This window comes from Pseudomonas sp. B20, from assembly GCF_020515755.1.
In the GTDB taxonomy this organism is placed as follows: Bacteria; Pseudomonadota; Gammaproteobacteria; order Pseudomonadales; family Pseudomonadaceae; genus Aquipseudomonas; species Aquipseudomonas syringae.
This window is the reverse complement of the sequence record NZ_JAHPJG010000002.1, coordinates 25034-47525: the sequence shown is the minus strand read 5'-3', so window position 1 is coordinate 47525 and position 22492 is coordinate 25034. Positions and strand designations below refer to the sequence as shown.

Below are 22492 nucleotides of genomic sequence, written 5' to 3'. Positions count from 1 at the left end.
TCAGTCATATACATTAGAATTCCCGCGTTCGGCCTGTCCGGACGCCCATTTTGGCGACAATAATTCAGAGGCTTGTCAAATGTCTGCATCCCTCGCATTCGTCTTTCCGGGTCAAGGATCGCAATCGCTCGGTATGCTCGCCGAGCAAGGCGCGCAACATCCGCTGATCCTCGACACTTTCGAGCAGGCTTCCGAAGCCCTCGGCTATGACCTGTGGGCATTGACTCAGAACGGTCCTGCCGAGCTGCTCAACCAGACCGACAAGACCCAGCCGGCCATTTTGACCGCTTCGGTTGCCTTGTGGCATGTGTGGCTGGCCGAGGGCGGTGCGGTTCCTGCGTTCGTCGCCGGTCACAGTCTGGGTGAATACAGTGCACTGGTAGCCGCGCAAAGCCTGAGCCTGGCCGACGCCGTGAAGCTTGTCGAGCGTCGCGGCCAGTTGATGCAGGAAGCGGTACCAGCGGGTCAGGGTGGCATGGCCGCCATTCTGGGGCTCGATGATGCCGACGTTATCGCAGCCTGCGCCGAAGCGGCACAGGGTGAGGTCGTCAGTGCCGTGAATTTCAACTCGCCGGGCCAGGTGGTGATTGCCGGTTCCGCCGAGGCTGTCAAGCGTGCCATGGAGCTGTGCAAGGCCCGTGGCGCCAAGCGCGCTTTGCCATTGCCGGTCAGCGTGCCATCGCACTGCGAACTGATGCGCCCGGCCGCCGAGCGCTTCGCCGAGGCCGTTGAAGCCATCGAATGGCAAGCGCCGGAAATTGCGCTGGTACAGAACGTCAGCGCCAGTGCCGTCAGTGATCTGGCGACGCTCAAGCGTGATTTGCTGGAGCAGTTGTACAAGCCGGTACGCTGGGTCGAATCCATTCAATGCCTGGCCAGTCGCGGTGCGACCCAGCTTGTGGAGTGCGGTCCGGGCAAAGTGCTGGCCGGTCTGAACAAGCGTTGCGCCGACGGCGTGATGACCTACAACCTTGATACCCCGGACGCCTTTGCCGCCGCGCGCGCGGCACTGGCCTGATTAGGAGAAGCCTGCATGAGCCTTCAAGGTAAAGTGGCACTGGTAACCGGTGCAAGTCGCGGCATTGGTCAAGCCATTGCTCTGGAATTGGGACGCAACGGTGCTGTTGTCGTGGGGACCGCGACGTCAGAGTCCGGTGCCGAGCGCATCAGCGCGACGTTCAAGGAAAACGGCATCGAAGGCTTTGGCCTGATGCTGGATGTCTGCGATGCCGAGTCTGTGAATTCGGTTCTGTCCACCATTCAGGAACGCGTTGGCGCACCGTTGATTCTGGTCAATAACGCCGGTATCACCCGTGATAACCTGATGATGCGCATGAAAGATGACGAATGGTATGACGTCGTCAACACCAATCTGAACAGCCTTTTCCGTCTTTCCAAGGGCGTTCTGCGTGGCATGACCAAAGCGCGTTGGGGGCGTATTATCAGCATTGGTTCGGTTGTGGGTGCCATGGGCAACGCCGGTCAAGTAAACTATGCTTCCGCGAAGGCCGGTCTGGAAGGCTTCAGTCGGGCTCTGGCCCGTGAAGTGGGCTCGCGGGCGGTCACCGTGAATTCGGTGGCACCGGGTTTTATCGATACCGACATGACGCGTGAGCTGCCTGAGGCTCAGCGTGAGTCACTGATTACCCAGATACCCCTGGGCCGTTTGGGGCAAGCCGAAGAGATTGCGCACGTAGTCGCTTTTCTTGCGTCCGAAGGCGCAGGCTACGTTACCGGGGCCACAATCCCTGTTAACGGCGGCATGTACATGAGCTAATGTGACGACCTGTTTCAAAAAAATGTCATACGAGCTGTCTAAAATCCGTTATAAAGCTGCAATCTATGAATGGGCAAAGGTACGGTTGGGCATAAGGGGAGAGCGTTAAGCTTGAAATTCGCAAAACCTCTTCTATACACTTACCCACTGGCCAGATGCCTGAACATTTCCACTAGGAGTTAAAACTAGGTATGAGCACCATCGAAGAGCGCGTCAAGAAAATCGTTGCAGAGCAACTTGGCGTCAAACAAGAAGAGGTTGTCAACACTGCTTCTTTCGTTGAGGACCTGGGCGCTGACTCCCTGGACACCGTCGAGCTGGTAATGGCTCTGGAAGAGGAATTCGAGACCGAAATCCCTGACGAAGAAGCGGAAAAGATCACTACCGTTCAAGCAGCAATCGACTACGTCACTAGCCATCAGGCTTAAGATTTGTAATCGCTGACTGCTGTCACGGGAAAACCGCACTGCTTTAACCGGCGTGCGGTTTTTTCTTTAAAAAACGCTGTGATTGTTCCGTAAACAAGAGAGAAGGAGAGTCCTGTGTCGCGTAGACGCGTCGTGGTCACCGGGATGGGCATGCTTTCGCCACTGGGCAATGACGTGCCCAGCAGTTGGCAAGGCATTCTGGCGGGCCGCAGTGGCATTGGCCTTATCGAGCACACGGACTTGTCAGCCTTCACCACCCGCTTCGGCGGCTCGGTCAAGGGTTTCAACGTCGAAGAATACCTCGCGCCCAAAGAAGCGCGCCGCCTCGATCTCTTTATTCAGTATGGCCTCGCGGCCAGCTTTCAGGCCGTGCGTAATGCAGGCCTTGAAGTCACTGATGCAAACCGTGAGCGCATCGGCGTTGCCATGGGTTCGGGCATCGGTGGTCTGACCAATATCGAAAACAGCAGTCGCCTGCTGCACGAGCAAGGTCCGGGGCGGATATCACCGTTCTTCGTTCCTGGCTCGATCATCAATATGATTTCCGGTTTCCTGTCGATCCATCTGGGCGCACAGGGACCCAATTACTCCATCGCGACGGCTTGCACGACTGCAACCCACTGCATCGGCATGGCGGCTCGCAACATCGCCTATGACGAAGCGGACGTGATGATCGCCGGCGGCGCTGAAATGGCCGCCTGTGGGCTCGGTCTGGGTGGCTTCGGTGCAGCGCGTGCACTGTCGACCCGCAACGATGACCCGACCCGCGCCAGTCGCCCCTGGGACAAGGGCCGTGATGGCTTCGTCCTGTCCGACGGTGCCGGTGCCATGGTGCTCGAAGAGCTCGAGCACGCCAAGGCGCGTGGCGCGACCATTTATGCAGAGCTGGTCGGGTTCGGCATGAGCGGCGACGCTTATCACATGACCTCGCCACCTGATGACGGCGCCGGTGCTGCACGCTGCATCGTCAATGCGTTGCGTGATGCCAAGGTCAATCCCGATCAGGTGCAGTACATCAACGCACACGGTACGTCGACGCCTGCAGGCGATCTGGCCGAGGCTTCTGCGATCAAGTCGGTATTCGGTGATCACGCCTACAAGCTGGCAGTCAGTTCGACCAAGTCGATGACCGGCCACCTGCTGGGCGCCGCCGGTGCTGTCGAAGCGATCTTCAGCGTCCTGGCAATGGTTGATCAGGTGGCTCCGCCGACCATCAACCTGGATGAGCCAAGCGAAGGCTGCGATCTGGACTTCGTGCCTCACGAAGCGCGCCGCATGCCGATCGACGTCGTTCTGTCGAACTCCTTCGGCTTCGGTGGCACCAACGGCTCGCTGGTATTCCGTCGGTTCGCCGAGTAATGCCCGACTGGGTCGATGGCTGCCCCGCAGACGCCTTGTCCCTCAAGGACCGAGGGCTGGCCTACGGCGATGGACTGTTTGAAACCATCGTCGTCAAGGCCGGGCAGCCATTGCTCCTGGAGCGCCATCTGCAGCGTCTCGAGAGCGGCTGCGCACGCTTGTCGATCGCAACCGATCACGCGCTGATTCGCGCAGAAATGACCCGCTTCGCTGCAGCACTTGGCGATGGGGTCATGAAGCTCATCCTGACCCGTGGCGACAGCCAGCGCGGCTACGCTCCGGCCCCCAATGCCCAATCGCGTCGAATCCTGCAGGGCGGCCCTGCGCCAGCCTATCCCGGTGCGCATGCCGAGCAGGGCGTGCGCCTGTTTGCCTGCCAGACGCGACTGGCGGAACAGCCGCTTCTGGCCGGACTCAAGCACCTCAATCGTCTGGAGCAGGTACTGGCCCGTTCCGAGTGGAGTGACAGTGAGCACGCCGAGGGCTTGATGCGTGACACGTCCGGGCGACTGATAGAGGGTGTTTACAGCAACCTGTTTCTGGTCAGTCAGGGCCGTCTGCTGACTGCTGATCTCAGCCGCTGCGGGGTTGCAGGTGCGATGCGTGCCGAGTTGCTGGATCAGGCACCAAAGCTGGGAGTGGCTGTCGATATCCGTGACCTGCACATGTCTGACCTGGAATCGGCAGACGAAGTGTTTCTATGCAATAGCGTGTACGGCGTATGGCCGGTTTGCAGCTTTGCAGCGTTGAACTGGCCGGTCGGGCCGCTGACCCGTAAACTGCAAGGTATTGCTCGCACCCTTCTGGATATCTGATTTTGATCCGAAAAATATTGGTGTTGCTGGAAACAGCGGTTGTCCTGGCAGGTTTGCTGCTCGGTTTTGCGTTCTGGCAGCAGTATCAGGCGCTGAACCAGCCACTTGAGGTGGCTCAGGAGCAACTGCTGGACGTACCGGCCGGTTCGACGCCGACCGGCGTACTCAACCGATTGCAGGCCGATGGCGTGATCAAGGACGCTTTCTGGCTGCGTCTTTACTGGCGTTTCAACCTGTCCGGACAGGCGCTGCACAGCGGTGAATACCGTATGGTGCCGGGCATGAACGTCAAGGGCCTGTTCGACGTCTGGAAGCGCAAGGAAGTCGTGCAATACAGCCTGACGCTGGTCGAAGGCTGGAATTTCCGCCAGGTACGTGCTGCGCTGGCCAAACAGGCCAAGCTCGATCAAACGCTGTCAGGTCTGTCCGACAGCGAGCTGATGGCGAAAATCGGCCACCCCGACGTGTTTCCTGAGGGCCGTTTCTTTCCGGACACTTACCGCTACGTGCGCGGCATGACCGATGCCGAATTGCTCAAGCAGGCCTACAGCCGCCTGGAAGAAGTACTCGACGAGGAATGGAATGCGCGTTCGTCAGAGGCTCCCTACTCAAATTCTTATCAGGCGCTGATCATGGCGTCGCTGGTCGAGAAAGAGACCGGCGTGCCTCAGGAGCGCGGCCAGATAGCCGGTGTGTTCGTGCGTCGCCTGAAGCTGGGCATGCAGTTGCAGACCGACCCGACCGTGATCTACGGCATGGGCGAGCGCTACAACGGCAAACTGACCCGCGCCAACCTCAAGGAAGCCACACCCTACAACACCTATATGATCGCCGGCCTGCCGCCGACGCCCATTTCGCTGGTGGGGCGCGAAGCGATTCACGCTGCGCTCAATCCGGTGGACGGCAGCAGCCTGTATTTCGTGGCCAAGGGCGACGGCAGCCATGTGTTCTCGGACGATCTGGATGCCCATAACGCGGCCGTGCGTGATTATCAGCTCAAGCGCCGCGCGGATTATCGTTCCAGCCCGGCACCTGCTGCACCTGCCACACCGGCACCGGCAGCTGACTCTCCCTCTTCGGAAGCCGTACCCGCGGATGCTCCGGACACCCCGCAGTCCGAGCCGAATGCGCAATGATGACGATTAAGGATGACCTGTGACTGGCTTGTTTATCACTCTTGAAGGCCCGGAAGGTGCAGGCAAAAGCACCAACCGCGACTACCTGGCGGCGCAATTGCGTGCGCAGGGTGTTCAGGTACTGCTGACCCGCGAACCGGGTGGTACTCCGCTGGCCGAGCGTATTCGCGAGCTGTTGCTGGCGCCCAGCGACGAGGCCATGAGCGCCGACACCGAACTGCTGCTGGTGTTTGCCGCGCGTGCCCAGCATCTGGCCGAAGTCATTCGTCCCGCGCTGGCGCGTGGCGAGGTGGTGCTCTGTGATCGGTTTACCGATGCCACCTACGCCTATCAGGGCGGCGGTCGCGGCCTGTCCCATGAGCGTATTGCAGCGCTGGAGCAATTCGTTCAAGGCGACCTGCGCCCTGACCTGACGCTGGTGTTCGACCTGCCGGTTGAGATCGGCCTGTCACGCGCCGCTGCACGCGGTCGGCTGGATCGGTTCGAGCAGGAAGGCCGGACTTTCTTCGACGCCGTGCGCAGCACCTATCTGGAGCGCGCCAAGGCTGAACCTGCGCGCTATCGCCTGGTAGACGCTGCACAGCCCCTGGCCGATGTGCAGGCTTCCCTCGACACCTTGCTACCTCAGTTGCTGGAGCTGCAACGTGGCTGAAGCCTATCCCTGGCAGGCTTCGCTCTGGCAGCAGATGGCCGGTCGCGCCCAGCACGCTCACGCCTATCTGCTGCACGGGCCGGCAGGTATCGGTAAGCGCGCCCTGGCTGAACGGCTGATGGCCAGCTTGTTGTGCAAGACGCCTGACGGGCTTGATGCCTGCGGGCACTGCAAGTCCTGTCTGCTGTTGGCGGCTGGCAGCCATCCCGACAATTACGTGCTCGAGCCGGAAGAGGCGGACAAGCCGATCAAGGTCGATCAGGTGCGTGATCTGGTCAGTTTCGTGGTGCAGACCGCCCAGATGGGCGGGCGCAAGGTGGTGCTTGTCGAGCCGGTGGAAGCGATGAATACCAACGCGGCCAATGCCTTGCTGAAAAGTCTGGAAGAGCCTTCAGGCAATACCGTTCTGTTGTTGGTCAGCCATCAACCGAGCCGCTTGCTGCCAACGGTCAAGAGCCGCTGTGTACAGCAGGCCTGCCCGTTACCCAGCGAACAGATGAGTCTCGACTGGCTGAGCGGCGCATTGCCCGATTGCACGCAGGACGAGCGCTTCGAGTTGCTGACGCTGGCCGCCGGGTCGCCGCTGGCTGCGGTGGCGCTGCACGCGCAGGGTGTTCGCGAACAGCGCGCGCTGGTGGTCGACGGCGTCAAGAAGCTGCTCAAGCAACAACAGTCGGCTACCCAGCTGGCCGAGGGCTGGAAGGATATTCCGCTGTTATTGCTGTTCGACTGGTTCTGTGACTGGTCGCACCTGATCCTGCGCTATCAGATGACGCAGGACGAGGAGGGCCTTGGCCTGGGTGACATGCGCAAGGTGATTCAATACCTGGCGCAGAAGTCTTCTCGCGCCAAAGTGCTGGATATTCAGGACTGGATTCTGGCGCAGCGCCAGAAAGTCATGTCCAAGGCCAACCTCAATCGGGTTTTGCTGCTTGAAGCGTTGTTGGTGCAGTGGGCAGGCCTGCCGGGACAGGCGTAGACTCTGCGTTATCCGGAACCGTTGAGGTGTTGTCATGAATCTGCCGCCGAGCACAGGTCCACGTAATGGCATCCTGTCCCTGACCATCAAGGACAAGTCCGTTCTTTACGCTGCTTATATGCCGTTCATCAGAAACGGCGGGCTGTTCATTCCGACCAGCAAAAGCTACAAGCTGGGCGATGAAGTGTTCATGCTTCTCAATCTGATGGACGAACCGGAGAAGGTTCCGGTGGCTGGTCGTGTTGCCTGGATCACGCCGAAAGGCGCGCAGGGCAATCGCACTGCCGGCGTCGGCGTGCAGTTCAATGACGGCGACAACACCGCCCGCAATCTGATCGAAACTCACCTGGTCGGCGCTCTCAAGTCCGATCGTCCAACCCATACGATGTAGTTGTGTTTTAACCCATGCTTGTAGATTCCCATTGTCACCTCGATCGCCTTGACCTTGCCCAGCACGACGGCTCTCTGGATGCCGCACTCGACGCCGCCCGCGGCAGAGGGGTCGGGCATTTTCTCTGCATCGGTGTCAGCGCCGACAATGCGGGTGCGGTCAAGGCACTCGCCGAACGCTACGCGGATGTCGACTGCTCGGTGGGCATTCATCCGCTGGACGTGAAGCCCGGCGAAATGCCGCCCCTGGACTGGTTGCTCAAGGAGCTGGATCACCCGCGGGTGGTAGCGATTGGCGAGACCGGTCTGGACTACCACTACGAACCTGAAGCAGCCGAGCTGCAACAGGCGTCTTTCCGGGTTCACCTCGAGGCGGCCAGAATCACTGAAAAACCAGTGGTCATCCACACTCGAGGCGCACGTGCCGATACCCTCAGCCTGCTGCGTGAAGCGGCCTTGCCCCACGCCGGTGTCCTGCACTGTTTCACCGAGGACTGGGAGATGGCCAAGGCCGCGCTGGACCTGGGTTACTACATTTCGCTGTCCGGTATCGTGACGTTTCGCAACGCCGATGCCCTGCGCGACGTTGCAAGGCAGGTGCCCGCCGATCGTCTGCTGGTCGAGACCGACTCCCCGTACCTCGCGCCCATCCCGTATCGGGGCAAGCCGAATCTGCCCCAGTACGTACGTGAGGTTGCCGAGTTTCTGGCAATGCTGCGAGGCGAGTCCTACGAGCGCTTTGCCGAGCAGACTACGGCCAATTTCGCTCGCCTGTTTCCGCTGGCGCACGTTCAGCGTTGACGGATGCGCACGTTCACGGGTAGACAAATCGCAGGCAAAAAAAACCCGGATTCTGGGGGGTGAAGCCGGGTTAAGACCATTAGGAGTAAAACAAAGGCGCGCTAGTCCTTTGGCGCCTCTACTGCCGAGTCATTTGGGGAATGATGACGCGGCAGCAGCTTAAGTATTGTTCAGGACAGCGTAGCGTCCAGTGTCTTTTGATCGTTTTTTAAACAGTTTTGGAATACTAAAGCGCTCCTTGAGTGCTCGATGAACACTTTGTATCGGGCGAAATGCGGGTGCGCTGCAGTAGTGGAGTGGTGGGGTGGAGTTTTCCAACGGTTTTCTGCTGAGTCTGTCCTTGTGTCTGGACATTGGTCTGGCAAACATCGCCATGATCACGCTGTCCATGCAGCGCGGTTTTTCCAGAGGGCTGTGGCTAGGATTGGGAACCTGCGTCGGTGATCTGGCCTACGCAATCCTGGCGATGCTCGGCATGGCCGTGCTGCTGCAATATGAAGTCGTGCGCTACGTGCTCTGGATTGGCGGCACTGCGGTGCTGGCCTGGTTCTGCTTCAGGATGATCATGAGTGCCACCACTGTCAGCGCCGGTCTCGACAGTCAGGCGGCTGAATCGGAAAAATCCAGCCTGGCGCTGTTCCTGCGCGGGATCTTTCTGGCGATGTCCTCACCCAGCGCCATCCTCTGGTTTGCCGCAGTCGGCGGAGCGCTGATTGCCCGGCAAGGCTCTGATCTTGTCAGCGCTTCGACCTTTCTCGCCGGGTTCGTCGCTGCGGGCGTGGTCTGGTCGATCTCGCTGTGTGCGCTGGCTCATCAGGGTGGGCGTTTCATGGGCGAACGAGTGTTGCGCTGGTCATACATTGCCTCGGCGCTGATCTTTGCCTACTTCACGTTGTATGTGGTGATCACGGGTTATCTGGAGTTTGTCGTCGCTGCTCCCGCGTTGCCAGCGCACTAGGTTGCCAGCGCACTGGAGTGGGATCGAGCGCTCGGGATGACCGGTGCGGATTTCCCGTCCGAATCATTCGTGCGGGTCGACAAATATGGATGAACCGTGCAATTTAGCGCCGATTGGGCATAATACCCGGCTTCGATTTCGATCCTGACAGACCTCTCTATGCAGAAAGAACCTCGTAAGGTCCGTGAATTTCGCCGCCGTGAGCAGGAAATTCTCGACACCGCACTAAAGCTGTTTCTCGAGCAAGGCGAAGACAGCGTCACTGTCGAGATGATCGCGGACGCCGTCGGCATTGGCAAAGGCACCATCTACAAGCACTTCAAGTCCAAGGCGGAAATCTACCTGCGCCTGATGCTCGACTACGAGCGGGACCTGAACGAGCTGCTGCATTCGGCCGATGTCGACAAGGACAAGGAATCGCTCTCGCGCGCCTACTTCGAATTCCGCATGCGTGACCCGCAGCGCTATCGCCTGTTCGACCGCCTGGAAGAGAAGGTGGTCAAGGGCAATCAGGTGCCTGAGCTGGTCGAAGAGCTGCACAAGATTCGCGCTTCCAACTTCGAACACCTGACGCTGCTGATCAAAGGCCGCATCAGCGAAGGCAAGCTCGAAGATGTCCCGCCTTACTACCATTACTGCGCCGCCTGGGCGCTGGTGCATGGCGCTGTTGCGCTGTATCACTCGCCGTTCTGGAGCAACGTGCTGGAAGACCAGGAAGGCTTCTTCCACTTCCTCATGGACATCGGCGTACGCATGGGCAACAAGCGCAAGCGCGACGGCGACGTCAGCGTCGAACCCACGCCAGATCCTGCCGCCGAATAACACGCCGGCCCGGCCCTGAGCATCAGCTTCAAGGCTTTGGCGCCGGCCGTGTCAGAGATGGCGCGGAAGCTGCATCCGACGACCATTCGCCGGTTTTCCGTCACCGGTATTTGGGAGGGGATAATGCGTAGCCTGGTTATGCTGCTCGCGCTTCTGGCGTTGAGTGGCTGCATGAAAGTCAGTGACATGGGCGAAGGTGTTCGCGAGCAATTCAGCGACGCAGGTCTGCTCGACCATAGCGAAACCCGTCGTACTGCCAACTGGCGCGTGCAGCCTGACTCGTTCATTTACATCGCTCAGGGCGCCTTCGTGCCGCCAGGCAACGCCTATCCGCGCCCCAACGTGGTGGCTGAAGAGGCCTTCAAGGGGTTTATCGAGTATTTCCCGATGGTCCGTCGCGCCCGCGGCCCGCTGGGGCTGGATGAAGCCATGGTCGAGGCGCGTGCTGCGGGCGCACATTATTTGCTCTATGCGCGTTTCGCCAAGGCTGATGACCGCATCGGCAATGGCGATCAATGGGCTGATCAGGAAGCGGTGGATCGTCTGGGCGTCGACAGCGGTGTCATTCAGCTGATGCTGATCGAGACCGGCACCCGCTACCTCATCGACAGCGCACGCATTCGCAGCCGTGGCGGATTGCTGACGCTTTACGACAAAAGCCCCGAGGATTTGCTGGGTCCGCCTCTTGAGGACTACGCTCGTACCTTATTGGGTGTCGAACGCTAGAGCCTAAAGCTCGCATCAGGAGAATGGAGTGACCGATTCAAACAAGGCGGGTGATCTGTTCGCGCAGATCCCCAAAACCAAAGGGTTGCCGCCTGTTCATTTGTGGAATCCGGATTTCTGCGGCGATATCGATATGCGTATCGCTCGCGACGGTACCTGGTATTACCTGGGCACGCCGATCGGCCGCAAACCGATGGTTCGGTTGTTCTCGACCATCATGCGCCGCGATGGCGATGACTATTTCCTGATCACGCCCGTCGAAAAGGTCGGCATCACGGTTGATGACGCGCCTTTTGTCGCCGTCAGCCTCGAGGTGCTGGGGGAGGGCGAGGGCCAGGTGTTGCGCTTTCTGACCAATGTAGAGGATCAGAGCGAAGCGGGACCGGAACACCCTTTGCGGGTTGTCACCGACCCTGATACCCAGGAACCGGCGCCGTACATTCACGTGCGAAGCAATCTGGAGGCGCTGATTCACCGCAATGTTTTCTATCAGTTGGTCGAGCTGGCCGTTTCCCGCGATATAGACGGACAGCGCTGGCTGGGCGTCTGGAGCCATGGCGTGTTTTTCCCGATAGGGCTCGAGCCTTGAAATACACACCTGATTGCCGGCTTGAATTGCCTGTCGGCAATGCGGCGGTTAAAGTGCCGCTCCCTGATTTTCCTGAGGTTTTTGCATGAGCCAGTCCTTTGATATCGCCGTAGTCGGCGCAACCGGTACTGTCGGCGAAACCGTTGTGCAGGTTCTGGAGGAGCGCAATTTTCCGGTGGGCAATCTGTACCTGCTGGCCAGCATCGAGTCCGCAGGCCACTCGGTGCCGTTTCGAGGCAAGAATGTGCGCGTACGCGAAGTCGACGAATTCGATTTCAGCACGGTGCGCATGGCGTTTTTCGCAGCGGGGCCTGGGGTCAGTCGCAGTCACGCCGAAAAGGCGGTAGCAGCGGGGTGCACGGTCATCGACTTGTCGGGCGCATTTACCTCAGCCCAGGCGCCGAATGTCGTGCCGGAAATAAATGCTACGCTTTTGCACAGCCGTGGTATCGCGCCTTGTCTGGTTGCCAGCCCCAGCGCTTCTGCCACTGCGGTTGCCCTGGCTCTGGCGCCGTTGCGCGGCCTGATCGATATTCAGTCGGTGACGGTAACGGCGTGTCTGGCGGTATCGGCACTGGGGCGTGAAGGCGTCAGCGAGCTGGCACGTCAGACCACCGAACTGTTGAATGTCCGCCCGCTGGAAACGCGGTTTTTTGATCGCCAGATGGCGTTCAACCTGCTGGCGCAAGTGGGTACACCAGACGCGTCGGGGCACCTGCCGCTGGAAAGGCGTCTGGTCGAAGAATTGCGCGAACTGCTGGCGCTGCCATCGCTCAAAGTGTCTGCGACTTGCATTCAGGTACCGGTGTTCTTTGGTGACAGCTTCACTGTCGCGCTGCGCACGGCCGGGGCGGTCGACGTGGCAGCGGTCAATGCTGCACTCGAGTCTGCAGAGGGGATCGAGCTGGTCGATGCGGGTGATTACCCTACACCGGTGGGCGATGCGGTGGGTCAGGATGTGGTTTATGTGGGACGCGTCAGGGCGGGAACCGACGATTCCGAGCAGCTCAATCTGTGGCTGACCTCGGATAATGTGCGTAAAGGCGCGGCGCTCAACGCTGTGCAGGTTGGCGAATTGTTGATAAAAGACTATGTGTAAAAGATACTTGGCAACAATTTGAATAATTGTTTTAGCGGCGATACGCCTTACACCCAAATGCAGGACTACCTCCCCGGATCTCGGGGAATCTTTAAACAAGGGATGGGCTATGGTTCAGGTTCGTAAACTGGTATTAGCAATCGCTGCGGCATCAGCGCTGTCATCGGGTATGGCGCAGGCGCTGGGGCTCGGGGAATTGTCGGTCAAGTCGACCCTGAATCAGCCATTGGTAGCGGAAATCGAGTTGACCGAGGCTCAGGGACTCAACGCAACGCAAGTTGTGCCCAGCCTGGCCACCACGGCCGACTTCGCGCAGGCGGGTGTAACCCGTCAGGCATTTCTCAACGATCTCACCTTTACCCCGGTTATCAATGCCAGCGGTAAAAGTGTCCTGCGCATTACATCCAGCAAGCCGGTGCGCGAGCCTTATGTGAAGTTCCTGGTTCAGGTGCTCTGGCCCAATGGCCGGTTGCTGCGTGAATACAGCCTTCTGCTCGATCCGCCGAAATTCTCTCCCGAGGCAGCCGCTGCGGCGGCTGCCCCGGCCCCCGCTGCAGCGCCCGCGGCGCCCGCGCAACTGGCAACGGTAGCCCCGTCGGCTGAAGCGCCGGCAGCCGAGGCACCGGCACCGGCTGCCAACCCAGCCGCAGTGCCGCCGCCAGCCGCCGACAAGCAGTCACAGTACGTCACCGCCAATAACGACACCTTGTGGGAAATCGCTGCCAAGGTGCGTACTGGCGGGACTGTCCAGCAAACCATGCTGGCGATTCAGGCGTTGAATCCGGATGCGTTCATTGGTGGCAACATTAACCGCCTGAAGAAAGGGCAGGTGCTGCGCCTTCCGACGCCGCAACAGACCACCGCGCTGCCGCAATCACAGGCAGTGGCAGAAGTTTCCCGGCAATACAGCGCCTGGCGTGAAGGTCGCCGTCTGCCAGCCGGTACACGTCAGGTCGATGCTACCCGTCGTGACCGTGCGGGCGCGGCGCCCTCCAAAGTCGATACCTCCGACAACCTCAGTCTGGTGTCGGCAAGCGGCAAGCCTGCGGCGAAAGGTGCGGCGGGCGACAGCGATGTTGGCAACAAGCTGGCCGTGGCTCAGGAAGCCCTGGATACAACGCGTCGCGACAATGCCGAGCTGAAAAGCCGCATGAACGACCTGCAAAGCCAGCTCGACAAGTTGCAGCGTCTGGTCGAGTTGAAAAACGGTCAGTTGGCCAAGATGCAGGCCGCTGGCGCAGCCGTGCCGCCTCCTGCCGCCACTCCGGAAGCGGCGACACCCGCCAACGCGGCAGTGCCTGCCTCGCTGGTTGATGCCAACGGTGCTCCGGTGAAACCGGCTGGCGAGATCGCGCCTGAAGATGCGCTGCCTGCCGGTGCTGCCGAAGTTGCGACCCCGGCGCCAGAGCAGCCGCTGGCGGTGGAGCCGGTTGCAGCAGCAGAAGAGGACGAGGACGCGCTGCAGAAAATCATCAACAACCCTGTGTTGCTTGGCCTGATCGGCGGTGCGGTATTGCTGATTCTGGCCTTGCTGCTGTTGTTCCTGGCGCGTCGTCGCGCGGCGAAGGCCGAGGCCGAGAAGCACAAGCGCATGGCACGTGCGCTGGCCGAGGAGTCGGATTTCGTCTCGGACATGGACATGAATGCACCCCCCGCCAGCTTCGACGGGCTTGATGTGCCGCCGCCCAATGTGCGCATGGGAGGCGCCGCAGCAGCAGGCGCTGCCGGTCGTGAACGTCCTGCCGATCCGCTGGTTCAGGCCGAGATCCATATCGCTTACGGTCGTATGAATCAGGCGATCGAGTTGCTGGAAGAAGCTGTTAACGAAGACCCGAAGCGCGACGATATCCGTCTGAAACTGATGGAAATCTACGCCGAGCAGGGTAACAACAAAGCCTATGCCGCCCACGAACGTAAACTGGTGGCAGCGGGAAAGCTTGAAGCTGAGGTCGAGCAGCGGGAAGAACTTAACTCGACCCTGAAGCCGGTGGCACCTGTTGCTGCGCCGCTGGCTTCTGAAACCTCATCGGCTGCTCCTGCCGTCGCTGCAGCCGCCGCAGCGGCCACGACAGCTGCGCTGGTTGCAGAGCTCGATGCCAAATATCTTGAAGAGCTGCTGGCCGATGATGCGGCAGAGCAGGAGGCCGAGCCAGAGCCTGAGCCTGAGCCTGAAATTGTTGCTACACCTGAACCTGAGCCGGAAGTAGTCGCGCCGCTGGCCGCAGAGCCTGTTGAAGAGGCAGACCCGTTCGATAACGATTTTGACTTGAGCCTGGACGAGTTCGAAGAACCGTCTGTGCCTGAAGTCTCTACTGTTAACGATCTCGATGACCTGATGCTCGACGAGCCCAAGGTATCGGCGGTAGCGGATGACGAAGAGCTGAGCTTCGAGTCGGTCATGCAGCAGCAGGAAGAGGCCCGTGCAGCGACAACGCCGCAGGACCTGGCCGACTTCGACCTGGACTTGTCCGAGGAAGACCCGGCCCTCAAGAACGAAGATGATTTCCTGCTCGGCCTTGGCGAAGATCCGCTGGATTTGGGTGAAACCTCGCCAGCACCACCGGTCGGTGATGACCTGGAGCTTCCAGAGGATTTCGACCTGTCGCTGGCGGACGAGATTGAAACCGATCAGGCAAGTCAGGCGTTCGCGACTGAAATCGACGACGTCAATGCCGAGCTTGAGCGTCTTTCGCAGAATCTCGAACATCCGCCGCTCGATGAGCCGAGATTCACCGCCGAGGATGCGGCCGCGCTGGATGACGAGCCGGACTTCGACTTCATGTCCGGTACTGACGAAGCGGCGACCAAGCTTGATCTGGCGCGTGCCTACATCGACATGGGCGATGCGGACGGCGCTCGGGATATTCTTGATGAGGTCGTCACCGAGGGCGATGACGGTCAGAAAAGTGAAGCGCGGGAGATGCTTTCTCGGCTGGCCTGATTCAACCCCGGCAACCTGCACACGGCCGCTTATGCGGCCGTTTGCATTTCAGATGTCCGGCTTGAGTAGCGTGTTTTTTTTGCGGCCGTATAATGGCCGACTTTTCGCGAACCGACAGGCTGTACCACTTTGGCGAACATAGATAACCCGGCCGCCGAGATGGCGGCCGAGGGCTTTTCCCGAATCGCGCTGGGCGTTGAATACAAGGGCTCGCGCTATTGCGGCTGGCAACGTCAGGCGTCCGGCGTGCTGACCGTGCAGGAAACCCTTGAAGACGCTCTGTCAAAAGTGGCCGCGTCACCGGTTTCACTGATGTGTGCCGGTCGCACGGACGCGGGCGTGCATGCCTGCGGTCAGGTGGTGCACTTCGACACCCAGGCCGAGCGCACCCTGAAGGCCTGGGTCATGGGCGCCAATATCAATCTGCCCCATGATGTCAGTGTCACCTGGGCCAGAGTCATGCCGGCCACCTTTCATGCGCGCTTCAAGGCCATTGCCCGGCGTTATCGTTACGTGATCTACAACGATCAGATCCGCCCGGCGCACCTGAACCAGGAAATTACCTGGAACCACCGCCCGCTGGATGTCGAGCGCATGGCGCAGGCTGCCGAATATCTGGTAGGTACTCACGATTTCAGCGCGTTTCGCGCCGGTCAGTGTCAGGCCAAATCGCCGGTCAAGCAGTTGCACCATCTGCGCGTGACCCGTCACGGCAAGATGATCGTGATCGATGTGCGCGCCAATGCCTTTCTTCATCATATGGTGCGCAATATCGCCGGGGTGCTGATGACCATCGGCACCGGCGAGCGTCCGGTCGAGTGGGCGCGCGAGGTGCTGGAAAGCCGGATTCGGCGCACCGGCGGTGTCACGGCCCATCCCTACGGGTTGTACCTGGTCGGCGTCGAGTACCGTGATGAATTCCCGTTGCCCGAGCGCTACATCGGTCCTCATTTTCTTACGGGCTTTGCGGAATTGGACGGCTGACGATCCTGGCCGCATTTGCTAACATCCGGGACTTTCCGAAAGGCCTGAGGTTACTCACGACATGTCAGCCGTTCGCAGCAAGATCTGCGGGATTACCCGCATAGAGGATGCACTGGCTGCCGCCGAGGCAGGTGCCGACGCGATAGGCCTGGTGTTCTATCCGAAAAGCCCGCGTGCGGTGACGGTATTGCAGGCGCGTGCCATCATTGCTGCGCTGCCGCCGTTCATCACCACGGTGGGCCTGTTCGTCAACGCCAGTCGCTGCGAGCTCAACGAGACGCTGGATGCGGTCGCGCTGGACATGCTGCAGTTTCATGGCGATGAAACACCCGAGGAGTGCGACGGGTATCATCGTCCTTACATCAAGGCGCTGCGGGTCAAGGCCGGTGATGACATTGCCGGGGTCTGCCGGACCTATCGCAATGCACGCGGCGTGCTGCTCGATACCTACGTCGAAGGTGTGCCCGGCGGTACCGGAGAAACGTTCGATTGGGCATTGATTCCGGACGACCTGGACAAGCCGGTCATCCTGGCGGGCGGGCTGACGTCGGCCAATGTGGCGCAGGCCATCGCTCAGGTCCGGCCCTATGCCGTGGATGTCAGTGGCGGCGTTGAAAAGAGCAAGGGCATCAAGGATCGGGAGAAGATCCTGGCGTTCATGAGTGCGGTGCACGGCACCTGATGTGACGGCTATTGATCGGCCGCCGTCCATAAGCCTGTCCGCGCCAAGAGGCACGCGGGTCGAATCGAGTAAGCGGTGGTGCCACTGAGCAACGCCGTCGTTGTGAAAAATCGGGGTGAGGGGGGCGCAGGTCCGGCCGTGAGTCGATCGCTATCCTTTCATCGTCGTCCATATACGAATTTATCCGAGGGCATGCGACTGGCGTTTGATTTGTCAGTCGTTCGAGCCACACCGGTACTGGAGATATAAAGCATGAGCAACTGGTTGGTAGACAAACTGATCCCATCGATCATGCGTTCCGAGGTCAAGAAGAGCTCGGTTCCCGAAGGCCTCTGGCACAAATGCCCGTCCTGTGAGGCGGTGCTGTATCGCCCTGAGCTGGAAAAGACCCTGGACGTCTGCCCCAAGTGCAACCATCACATGCGTATCGGCGCACGTGCACGCCTGAACATTTTTCTGGACGTCGAAGGGCGCGAAGAGCTGGGTGCCGATCTTGAGCCGGTCGACCGTCTGAAATTCCGCGACGGCAAGAAGTACAAGGATCGTCTGACCGCTGCGCAGAAGCAGACCGGTGAGAAGGACGCGCTGATTTCCATGAGCGGCACCTTGCTGGGCATGCCGGTGGTGGCTTCGGCATTCGAATTCTCGTTTATGGGTGGTTCGATGGGGGCCATTGTCGGCGAGCGTTTCGTACGTGCCGCCAACTACGCGCTGGAAAATCGCTGCCCGTTCGTCTGCTTCGCCGCTTCCGGCGGTGCGCGCATGCAGGAAGCGCTGATCTCGCTGATGCAGATGGCCAAGACCTCGGCTGTTCTGGCGCGCCTTCGCGAAGAAGGGCTGCCGTTCATCTCGGTGTTGACCGACCCGGTCTACGGTGGCGTTTCCGCCAGCCTGGCCATGCTGGGTGACGTTATCGTCGCCGAGCCCAAGGCGCTGATCGGTTTTGCCGGTCCGCGGGTCATCGAGCAAACCGTTCGCGAGAAGCTGCCTGAAGGCTTCCAGCGCAGCGAATTCCTGCTGGATCACGGTGCTATCGACATGATCGTCTCGCGCAGTGAGCTTCGTCCACGCCTGGGTAACCTGCTGGCACAGATGATGAACCTGCCGACCCCTCGCTTTGTCGCACCCGTCATCGAGCCAATCGTCGTTCCGCCGGCACCCGCGACGATATGACCTGTACGTCCCTGAGCGACTGGCTCGCCTATCTGGAGCAACTGCATCCGTCGGCCATCGACATGGGCCTGGACCGGTCTCGACAGGTGGCGCTGCAACTGGGGCTTACACGCCCGGCGCGTCAGGTGATCACGGTGACGGGCACCAACGGCAAGGGCTCGACCTGCGCCTTTGTCGCCGCCTTGTTGCAGGCTCAGGGCTTGAAGGTCGGTGTCTACAGCTCCCCGCATCTGCTTCGCTATAACGAGCGCGTGAAAGTGCAGGGCGTTGAGGTAACCGATCTGGAACTGTGCGATGCTTTCGCTGCGGTCGAAGCGGCACGCGGCGACGTCACCCTGACTTATTTCGAAATGGGCACGCTGGCGGCGTTCTGGCTGTTCGAGCGGGCCCGGCTCGATGCGGTGGTGCTGGAAGTCGGTCTGGGCGGTCGTCTGGACGCGGTCAATCTCGTGGATGCGGACCTGGCGCTGGTCACCAGTATCGGGGTCGATCATGCCGAGTACCTGGGCGACACCCGTGAGTCGGTCGCTTTCGAGAAAGCCGGGATCTTTCGCGCCGGCTGTCCTGCGCTGTGCGGTGACCCTGCGCCCCCTGAGCCGCTGCTGGCCAAAGCTCGCGAGCTGGGCTGTCCGTTGTTGTTGCGTGGCCGGGATTTCGATCTTTCCATAGGTGACGACAGCTGGGACTGGCGCGGTGTCGCTCACGGCGAACAGATCGAGCTGCGCGGTCTGCCGCTGCTCGACCTGCCCATGCAGAATGCAGCGCTGGCGCTTCAGGCCTTCGCCCTGCTGGGGTATCCATTGCAACCGGATGCGACAGGCAAGGTACTTGCCGAGACCCGGCTCGCCGGTCGTCTCGATCGCAGGGTCGTCAAGTGGCACGGCAAGTCGCTCAACCTGCTGCTGGATGTAGGCCATAACCCCCACGCGGCACAGTTTCTGGGGCAGCGCCTGGCGCGGCAGCCGGTTGGCGGCAAGCGTCTTGCGGTATTTGGCCTGCTCAGCGACAAGGATCTCGACGGTGTGGTCGCGCACCTGGCGCCGGTCATTGAAGAGTGGGCCGTTGCGCCGCTTCCGACCTCGCGCAGCCGGCCGGCAGAGGAGTTGCAGACGGCCTTGCAGAACCTTGGGGCCCGCGTGACGTCCTATCAGAGTATCGCGTTGGCGCTGGAAGCTCAGTGCGCGCATGCCACGCCCGATGACGAGATTCTGCTGTTCGGTTCATTTTACTGTGTTGCCGAGGCCCTTGAATGGTTGGCCCGGTACACCGATGAGGACGCTGCAAATGGCTTTGCTGGATAACGTATTCAAGCAGCGAATGGTTGGAGCACTGGTGCTGATCGCCGTGGCGGTCATTTTCCTGCCCATGCTTTTCACGCGTGAAGATGAAACACGTCAGGTGCAGGTCGAAGCGCCAGCCGCGCCTCAGGCGCCTGCAGCTGCGCAGGTGCGGGTCGATCCGGTGCCTGTTCCGGAGCCGCAGGTTCTGCCTCAGGAGCCTGTGCCGGGTGATGATGACATGAGCAGCAGCCAGCCGCCTGCCATGCCGATCGCGCCTGCGCCGACCGCTCAGACCACACCTGCTGCTCCGGCCTCCAAACCTGCTGCCAAGCCGGTACCTGCTCCGGCGCCAGCGACAGCTGCTGCACCAGCAGCGGCACCGGCGCCTGCCAAACCTGCGGCACCTGCTGGCGTCGACGCCAACGGCCTGTCGATCAGCTGGTCGGTGCAGTTGGCGAGCATGTCCAATCGTGCGAATGCCGACAATCTGCAAAAGACGCTGCGCACCCAGGGCTACAACGCCTACATTCGCACCGCTGATGGCGTGAACCGGGTGTTTGTCGGCCCGCTCATCGAGCGCGCCGAGGCTGATCGCCTGCGCGATCAGCTCGACAAACAGCAAAAGCTCAAGGGCATTGTGGTGCGCTTTCAGCCCGAGCGCGGCTGACCGTTCGGCACCTGGTGCCCTTGGCACAAAGGAAAATGCCTCGCGCCGGTAATCGCTGCTTACCGGCAGGCGGGCGCTCTGCTAAAATGCGCCGCCATATCCGTCTGCAGGCTGCAACGTGCCATTTACTCCGGTTGACTGGGCAATTCTCGGAATTGTCGCCATCTCCGCCCTGATCAGTCTGAAGCGCGGCTTCGTAAAAGAAGCACTGTCGTTGACGACGTGGATCATTGCAGGTGTTGTGGCCTGGATGTTTGGTGCAGGGCTGTCGCAGTATCTGGTCAATTACATAGAAACACCTTCGGCTCGCGTGATCGCGAGCTGTACCATTCTTTTTGTCGCCACCCTGCTGGTAGGCGCCATGGTCAATTTTCTGATAGGCGAGCTGATTCGCGTCACCGGGCTTTCCGGGACCGATCGTTTTCTCGGCATGGTCTTCGGCGCAGCGCGCGGAGGCCTGCTTGTCGTTGTGGCGGTAGGGCTGTTGAGCCTGGGGCCGGTGCAACAGGATCAATGGTGGCAGCAGTCCAGGCTGGTGCCGCAATTTCTCATGGTCGCTGACTGGTCGAAAAACCTGATTCTCGGGATGTCCAGCAAGTGGCTCGCCAGCGGCATCAGCGTACCCGCTGACATGCCGTTCAAGGAACAGATCCTGCCGTCTACAATGCCGCAGGATGTGCTCGGTAAATCCAGTTCCACTAAGTAGGGGTTGTGTCGCATGTGTGGCATCGTCGGTATCGTCGGCAAGTCGAACGTCAATCAGGCGCTGTATGACGCGCTTACCGTCCTCCAGCACCGCGGCCAGGACGCTGCCGGTATCGTAACCAGCCATGATGGCCGGTTATTCCTGCGCAAGGACAACGGATTGGTGCGCGATGTGTTTCATCAACGTCATATGCAGCGTCTGGTCGGGCATATGGGCATCGGTCATGTGCGTTACCCCACCGCGGGCAGCTCGACGTCGGCCGAGGCTCAGCCGTTCTACGTCAACTCGCCTTACGGCATCACGCTGGCGCACAACGGCAACCTCACCAACGTCGAGCAGTTGGCCAAGGAAATTTACGAATCCGACCTGCGCCATGTGAACACCAATTCCGATTCGGAAGTGCTGCTCAACGTGTTCGCCCATGAGCTGGCCGTGCGTGGCAAGTTGCAGCCGACCGAAGAGGATATCTTCGCGGCAGTGACCGACGTGCACAATCGCTGCCGTGGTGGTTATGCGGTCGTGGCCATGATCACCGGCTATGGCATCGTCGGCTTCCGTGACCCGGACGCCATTCGTCCTATCGTGTTCGGCCAGCGTCACACCGACGAAGGCGTCGAGTACATGATCGCCTCGGAAAGCGTATCGCTGGACGTGCTGGGCTTTACCCTGATTCGCGACCTGGCGCCGGGCGAAGCGGTCTACATCACTGAAGACGGCAAGCTGCACACCCGTCAGTGCGCGGCCAACCCCAAGTACGCACCGTGCATCTTCGAGCACGTCTATCTGGCGCGCCCGGATTCGATCATCGACGGCATCTCGGTCTACAAGGCGCGCCTGCGCATGGGCGAGAAGCTGGCCGACAAGATCCTGCGCGAGCGTCCTGATCACGATATCGACGTGGTCATCCCGATTCCGGACACCAGCCGTACTGCGGCGCTGGAGCTGGCCAATCATCTGGGCGTCAAGTTCCGCGAAGGCTTCGTCAAGAACCGTTACATCGGCCGGACCTTCATCATGCCGGGCCAGGCTGCGCGCAAGAAATCCGTACGCCAGAAGCTCAACGCCATCGAGCTGGAGTTCCGCGGCAAGAACGTGATGCTGGTGGATGACTCCATCGTACGTGGCACGACCTGCAAGCAGATCATCCAGATGGCCCGCGAAGCCGGTGCCAAGAATGTCTACTTCTGTTCTGCAGCCCCGGCTGTGCGCTACCCCAACGTCTACGGCATCGACATGCCGAGTGCTCACGAACTGATTGCCCACAACCGCACCACTCAGGACGTGGCCGACCTCATCGGTGCCGACTGGCTGGTCTATCAGGATCTGAATGACCTGATCGAAGCGGTCAGCGGCAGCAAGAAAATCAAGATCGACAACTTCGATTGCTCGGTTTTCGACGGCAAGTACGTGACCGGCGACATCGACGAGCATTATTTGAACCGGATCGAGAGCGCGCGTAATGACGCCTCCAAGATCAAGACTCAGGCAGTGAGCGCGATCATCGATCTGTACAACAACTAATTGGGCA

The 22492-nt window shown here is 60.4% G+C and carries 23 protein-coding genes; all 23 read left to right on the top strand.

The window, feature by feature from the left end; genetic code table 11:
* The first annotated feature begins 79 nt into the window (after positions 1–79).
* Entirely contained in the window at positions 80–1018 is a 939-nt protein-coding gene (fabD, locus tag LIX91_RS03005) for an ACP S-malonyltransferase (protein WP_004418598.1), read from the top strand.
* Between the two features lie 15 nt (positions 1019–1033).
* Positions 1034–1777: a 3-oxoacyl-ACP reductase FabG gene (fabG, locus tag LIX91_RS03000; protein WP_003318510.1), complete on the top strand. Its 744-nt coding sequence runs from the start codon at positions 1034–1036 to the stop codon at positions 1775–1777.
* Positions 1778–1968: 191 nt separating this feature from the next.
* Positions 1969–2205 (top strand): acyl carrier protein, encoded by a 237-nt coding sequence (gene acpP, locus LIX91_RS02995; protein WP_003227051.1) that lies wholly within the window; start codon positions 1969–1971, stop codon positions 2203–2205.
* Between the two features lie 114 nt (positions 2206–2319).
* Positions 2320–3564: a beta-ketoacyl-ACP synthase II gene (gene fabF / locus LIX91_RS02990; protein ID WP_003390862.1), complete on the top strand. Its 1245-nt coding sequence runs from the start codon at positions 2320–2322 to the stop codon at positions 3562–3564.
* Positions 3564–4379: an aminodeoxychorismate lyase gene (pabC, locus tag LIX91_RS02985; protein WP_003415679.1), complete on the top strand. Its 816-nt coding sequence runs from the start codon at positions 3564–3566 to the stop codon at positions 4377–4379. Before fabF ends, pabC begins: the two co-directional genes overlap by 1 nt.
* Before the next feature lie 2 nt (positions 4380–4381).
* Positions 4382–5515 carry an endolytic transglycosylase MltG gene (mltG, locus tag LIX91_RS02980; RefSeq protein ID WP_226487955.1) on the top strand — a complete coding sequence of 378 codons (1134 nt, stop codon included), beginning with the start codon at positions 4382–4384 and terminating at the stop codon, positions 5513–5515.
* A 19-nt stretch (positions 5516–5534) separates the two neighbouring features.
* Positions 5535–6167, top strand: coding sequence for a dTMP kinase (gene tmk / locus LIX91_RS02975; protein ID WP_201419717.1), 633 nt, complete (start codon positions 5535–5537; stop codon positions 6165–6167).
* Entirely contained in the window at positions 6160–7146 is a 987-nt protein-coding gene (locus tag LIX91_RS02970) for a DNA polymerase III subunit delta' (protein ID WP_213569383.1), read from the top strand. Before tmk ends, LIX91_RS02970 begins: the two co-directional genes overlap by 8 nt.
* Before the next feature lie 34 nt (positions 7147–7180).
* A complete protein-coding gene (locus LIX91_RS02965) occupies positions 7181–7537 on the top strand; it encodes a PilZ domain-containing protein (RefSeq protein WP_003318502.1) in 357 nt (118 codons plus the stop codon).
* 14 nt (positions 7538–7551) lie between these two features.
* Complete coding sequence (locus tag LIX91_RS02960) at positions 7552–8337, top strand: TatD family hydrolase (protein ID WP_003318499.1); 786 nt, start codon at positions 7552–7554, stop codon at positions 8335–8337.
* Positions 8338–8641: 304 nt separating this feature from the next.
* Positions 8642–9295, top strand: a complete 654-nt coding sequence (locus tag LIX91_RS02955; RefSeq protein ID WP_058444105.1) for a LysE family translocator — start codon at positions 8642–8644, stop codon at positions 9293–9295.
* A 159-nt stretch (positions 9296–9454) separates the two neighbouring features.
* Complete coding sequence (locus tag LIX91_RS02950; protein ID WP_003415684.1) at positions 9455–10117, top strand: TetR/AcrR family transcriptional regulator; 663 nt, start codon at positions 9455–9457, stop codon at positions 10115–10117.
* A 123-nt stretch (positions 10118–10240) separates the two neighbouring features.
* Complete coding sequence (locus tag LIX91_RS02945; RefSeq protein WP_003318496.1) at positions 10241–10843, top strand: DUF4823 domain-containing protein; 603 nt, start codon at positions 10241–10243, stop codon at positions 10841–10843.
* Between the two features lie 28 nt (positions 10844–10871).
* Positions 10872–11432 carry a DUF1285 domain-containing protein gene (locus LIX91_RS02940; protein WP_003415685.1) on the top strand — a complete coding sequence of 187 codons (561 nt, stop codon included), beginning with the start codon at positions 10872–10874 and terminating at the stop codon, positions 11430–11432.
* Positions 11433–11517: 85 nt separating this feature from the next.
* Positions 11518–12531, top strand: a complete 1014-nt coding sequence (locus LIX91_RS02935; protein ID WP_103696873.1) for an aspartate-semialdehyde dehydrogenase — start codon at positions 11518–11520, stop codon at positions 12529–12531.
* Between the two features lie 109 nt (positions 12532–12640).
* Entirely contained in the window at positions 12641–15472 is a 2832-nt protein-coding gene (locus LIX91_RS02930) for a FimV/HubP family polar landmark protein (RefSeq protein WP_226487954.1), read from the top strand.
* A gap of 159 nt (positions 15473–15631) precedes the next feature.
* A complete protein-coding gene (truA, locus tag LIX91_RS02925) occupies positions 15632–16456 on the top strand; it encodes a tRNA pseudouridine(38-40) synthase TruA (protein ID WP_003390841.1) in 825 nt (274 codons plus the stop codon).
* Between the two features lie 61 nt (positions 16457–16517).
* Complete coding sequence (locus LIX91_RS02920; RefSeq protein ID WP_003390839.1) at positions 16518–17138, top strand: phosphoribosylanthranilate isomerase; 621 nt, start codon at positions 16518–16520, stop codon at positions 17136–17138.
* A gap of 252 nt (positions 17139–17390) precedes the next feature.
* A complete protein-coding gene (gene accD / locus LIX91_RS02915) occupies positions 17391–18311 on the top strand; it encodes an acetyl-CoA carboxylase, carboxyltransferase subunit beta (protein ID WP_003318491.1) in 921 nt (306 codons plus the stop codon).
* Entirely contained in the window at positions 18308–19612 is a 1305-nt protein-coding gene (gene folC / locus LIX91_RS02910; protein WP_226487953.1) for a bifunctional tetrahydrofolate synthase/dihydrofolate synthase, read from the top strand. Before accD ends, folC begins: the two co-directional genes overlap by 4 nt.
* The gene (locus LIX91_RS02905; RefSeq protein WP_003415690.1) at positions 19596–20258 is read left to right on the top strand and encodes an SPOR domain-containing protein; all 663 of its coding nucleotides are present in this window, start codon (positions 19596–19598) and stop codon (positions 20256–20258) included. Before folC ends, LIX91_RS02905 begins: the two co-directional genes overlap by 17 nt.
* Before the next feature lie 118 nt (positions 20259–20376).
* Positions 20377–20964 (top strand): CvpA family protein, encoded by a 588-nt coding sequence (locus LIX91_RS02900; RefSeq protein ID WP_003318487.1) that lies wholly within the window; start codon positions 20377–20379, stop codon positions 20962–20964.
* Positions 20965–20976: 12 nt separating this feature from the next.
* Complete coding sequence (gene purF / locus LIX91_RS02895) at positions 20977–22485, top strand: amidophosphoribosyltransferase (RefSeq protein ID WP_003347797.1); 1509 nt, start codon at positions 20977–20979, stop codon at positions 22483–22485.
* The last annotated feature ends 7 nt before the right edge of the window (positions 22486–22492 follow it).

What these genes read in the sequence shown, in the direction of transcription:
- fabD (WP_004418598.1), top strand. Translation starts at nt 80, where the DNA reads ATGTCTGCATCCCTCGCATTCGTCTTTCCGGGTCAAGGATCGCAATCG.
- fabG (WP_003318510.1), top strand. Translation starts at nt 1,034, where the DNA reads ATGAGCCTTCAAGGTAAAGTGGCACTGGTAACCGGTGCAAGTCGCGGC.
- acpP (WP_003227051.1), top strand. Translation starts at nt 1,969, where the DNA reads ATGAGCACCATCGAAGAGCGCGTCAAGAAAATCGTTGCAGAGCAACTT.
- pabC (WP_003415679.1), top strand. Translation starts at nt 3,564, where the DNA reads ATGCCCGACTGGGTCGATGGCTGCCCCGCAGACGCCTTGTCCCTCAAG.
- LIX91_RS02965 (WP_003318502.1), top strand. Translation starts at nt 7,181, where the DNA reads ATGAATCTGCCGCCGAGCACAGGTCCACGTAATGGCATCCTGTCCCTG.
- LIX91_RS02960 (WP_003318499.1), top strand. Translation starts at nt 7,552, where the DNA reads ATGCTTGTAGATTCCCATTGTCACCTCGATCGCCTTGACCTTGCCCAG.
- LIX91_RS02950 (WP_003415684.1), top strand. Translation starts at nt 9,455, where the DNA reads ATGCAGAAAGAACCTCGTAAGGTCCGTGAATTTCGCCGCCGTGAGCAG.
- LIX91_RS02945 (WP_003318496.1), top strand. Translation starts at nt 10,241, where the DNA reads ATGCGTAGCCTGGTTATGCTGCTCGCGCTTCTGGCGTTGAGTGGCTGC.
- LIX91_RS02935 (WP_103696873.1), top strand. Translation starts at nt 11,518, where the DNA reads ATGAGCCAGTCCTTTGATATCGCCGTAGTCGGCGCAACCGGTACTGTC.
- LIX91_RS02930 (WP_226487954.1), top strand. Translation starts at nt 12,641, where the DNA reads ATGGTTCAGGTTCGTAAACTGGTATTAGCAATCGCTGCGGCATCAGCG.
- truA (WP_003390841.1), top strand. Translation starts at nt 15,632, where the DNA reads ATGGCGGCCGAGGGCTTTTCCCGAATCGCGCTGGGCGTTGAATACAAG.
- LIX91_RS02920 (WP_003390839.1), top strand. Translation starts at nt 16,518, where the DNA reads ATGTCAGCCGTTCGCAGCAAGATCTGCGGGATTACCCGCATAGAGGAT.
- accD (WP_003318491.1), top strand. Translation starts at nt 17,391, where the DNA reads ATGAGCAACTGGTTGGTAGACAAACTGATCCCATCGATCATGCGTTCC.
- folC (WP_226487953.1), top strand. Translation starts at nt 18,308, where the DNA reads ATGACCTGTACGTCCCTGAGCGACTGGCTCGCCTATCTGGAGCAACTG.
- LIX91_RS02905 (WP_003415690.1), top strand. Translation starts at nt 19,596, where the DNA reads ATGGCTTTGCTGGATAACGTATTCAAGCAGCGAATGGTTGGAGCACTG.
- purF (WP_003347797.1), top strand. Translation starts at nt 20,977, where the DNA reads ATGTGTGGCATCGTCGGTATCGTCGGCAAGTCGAACGTCAATCAGGCG.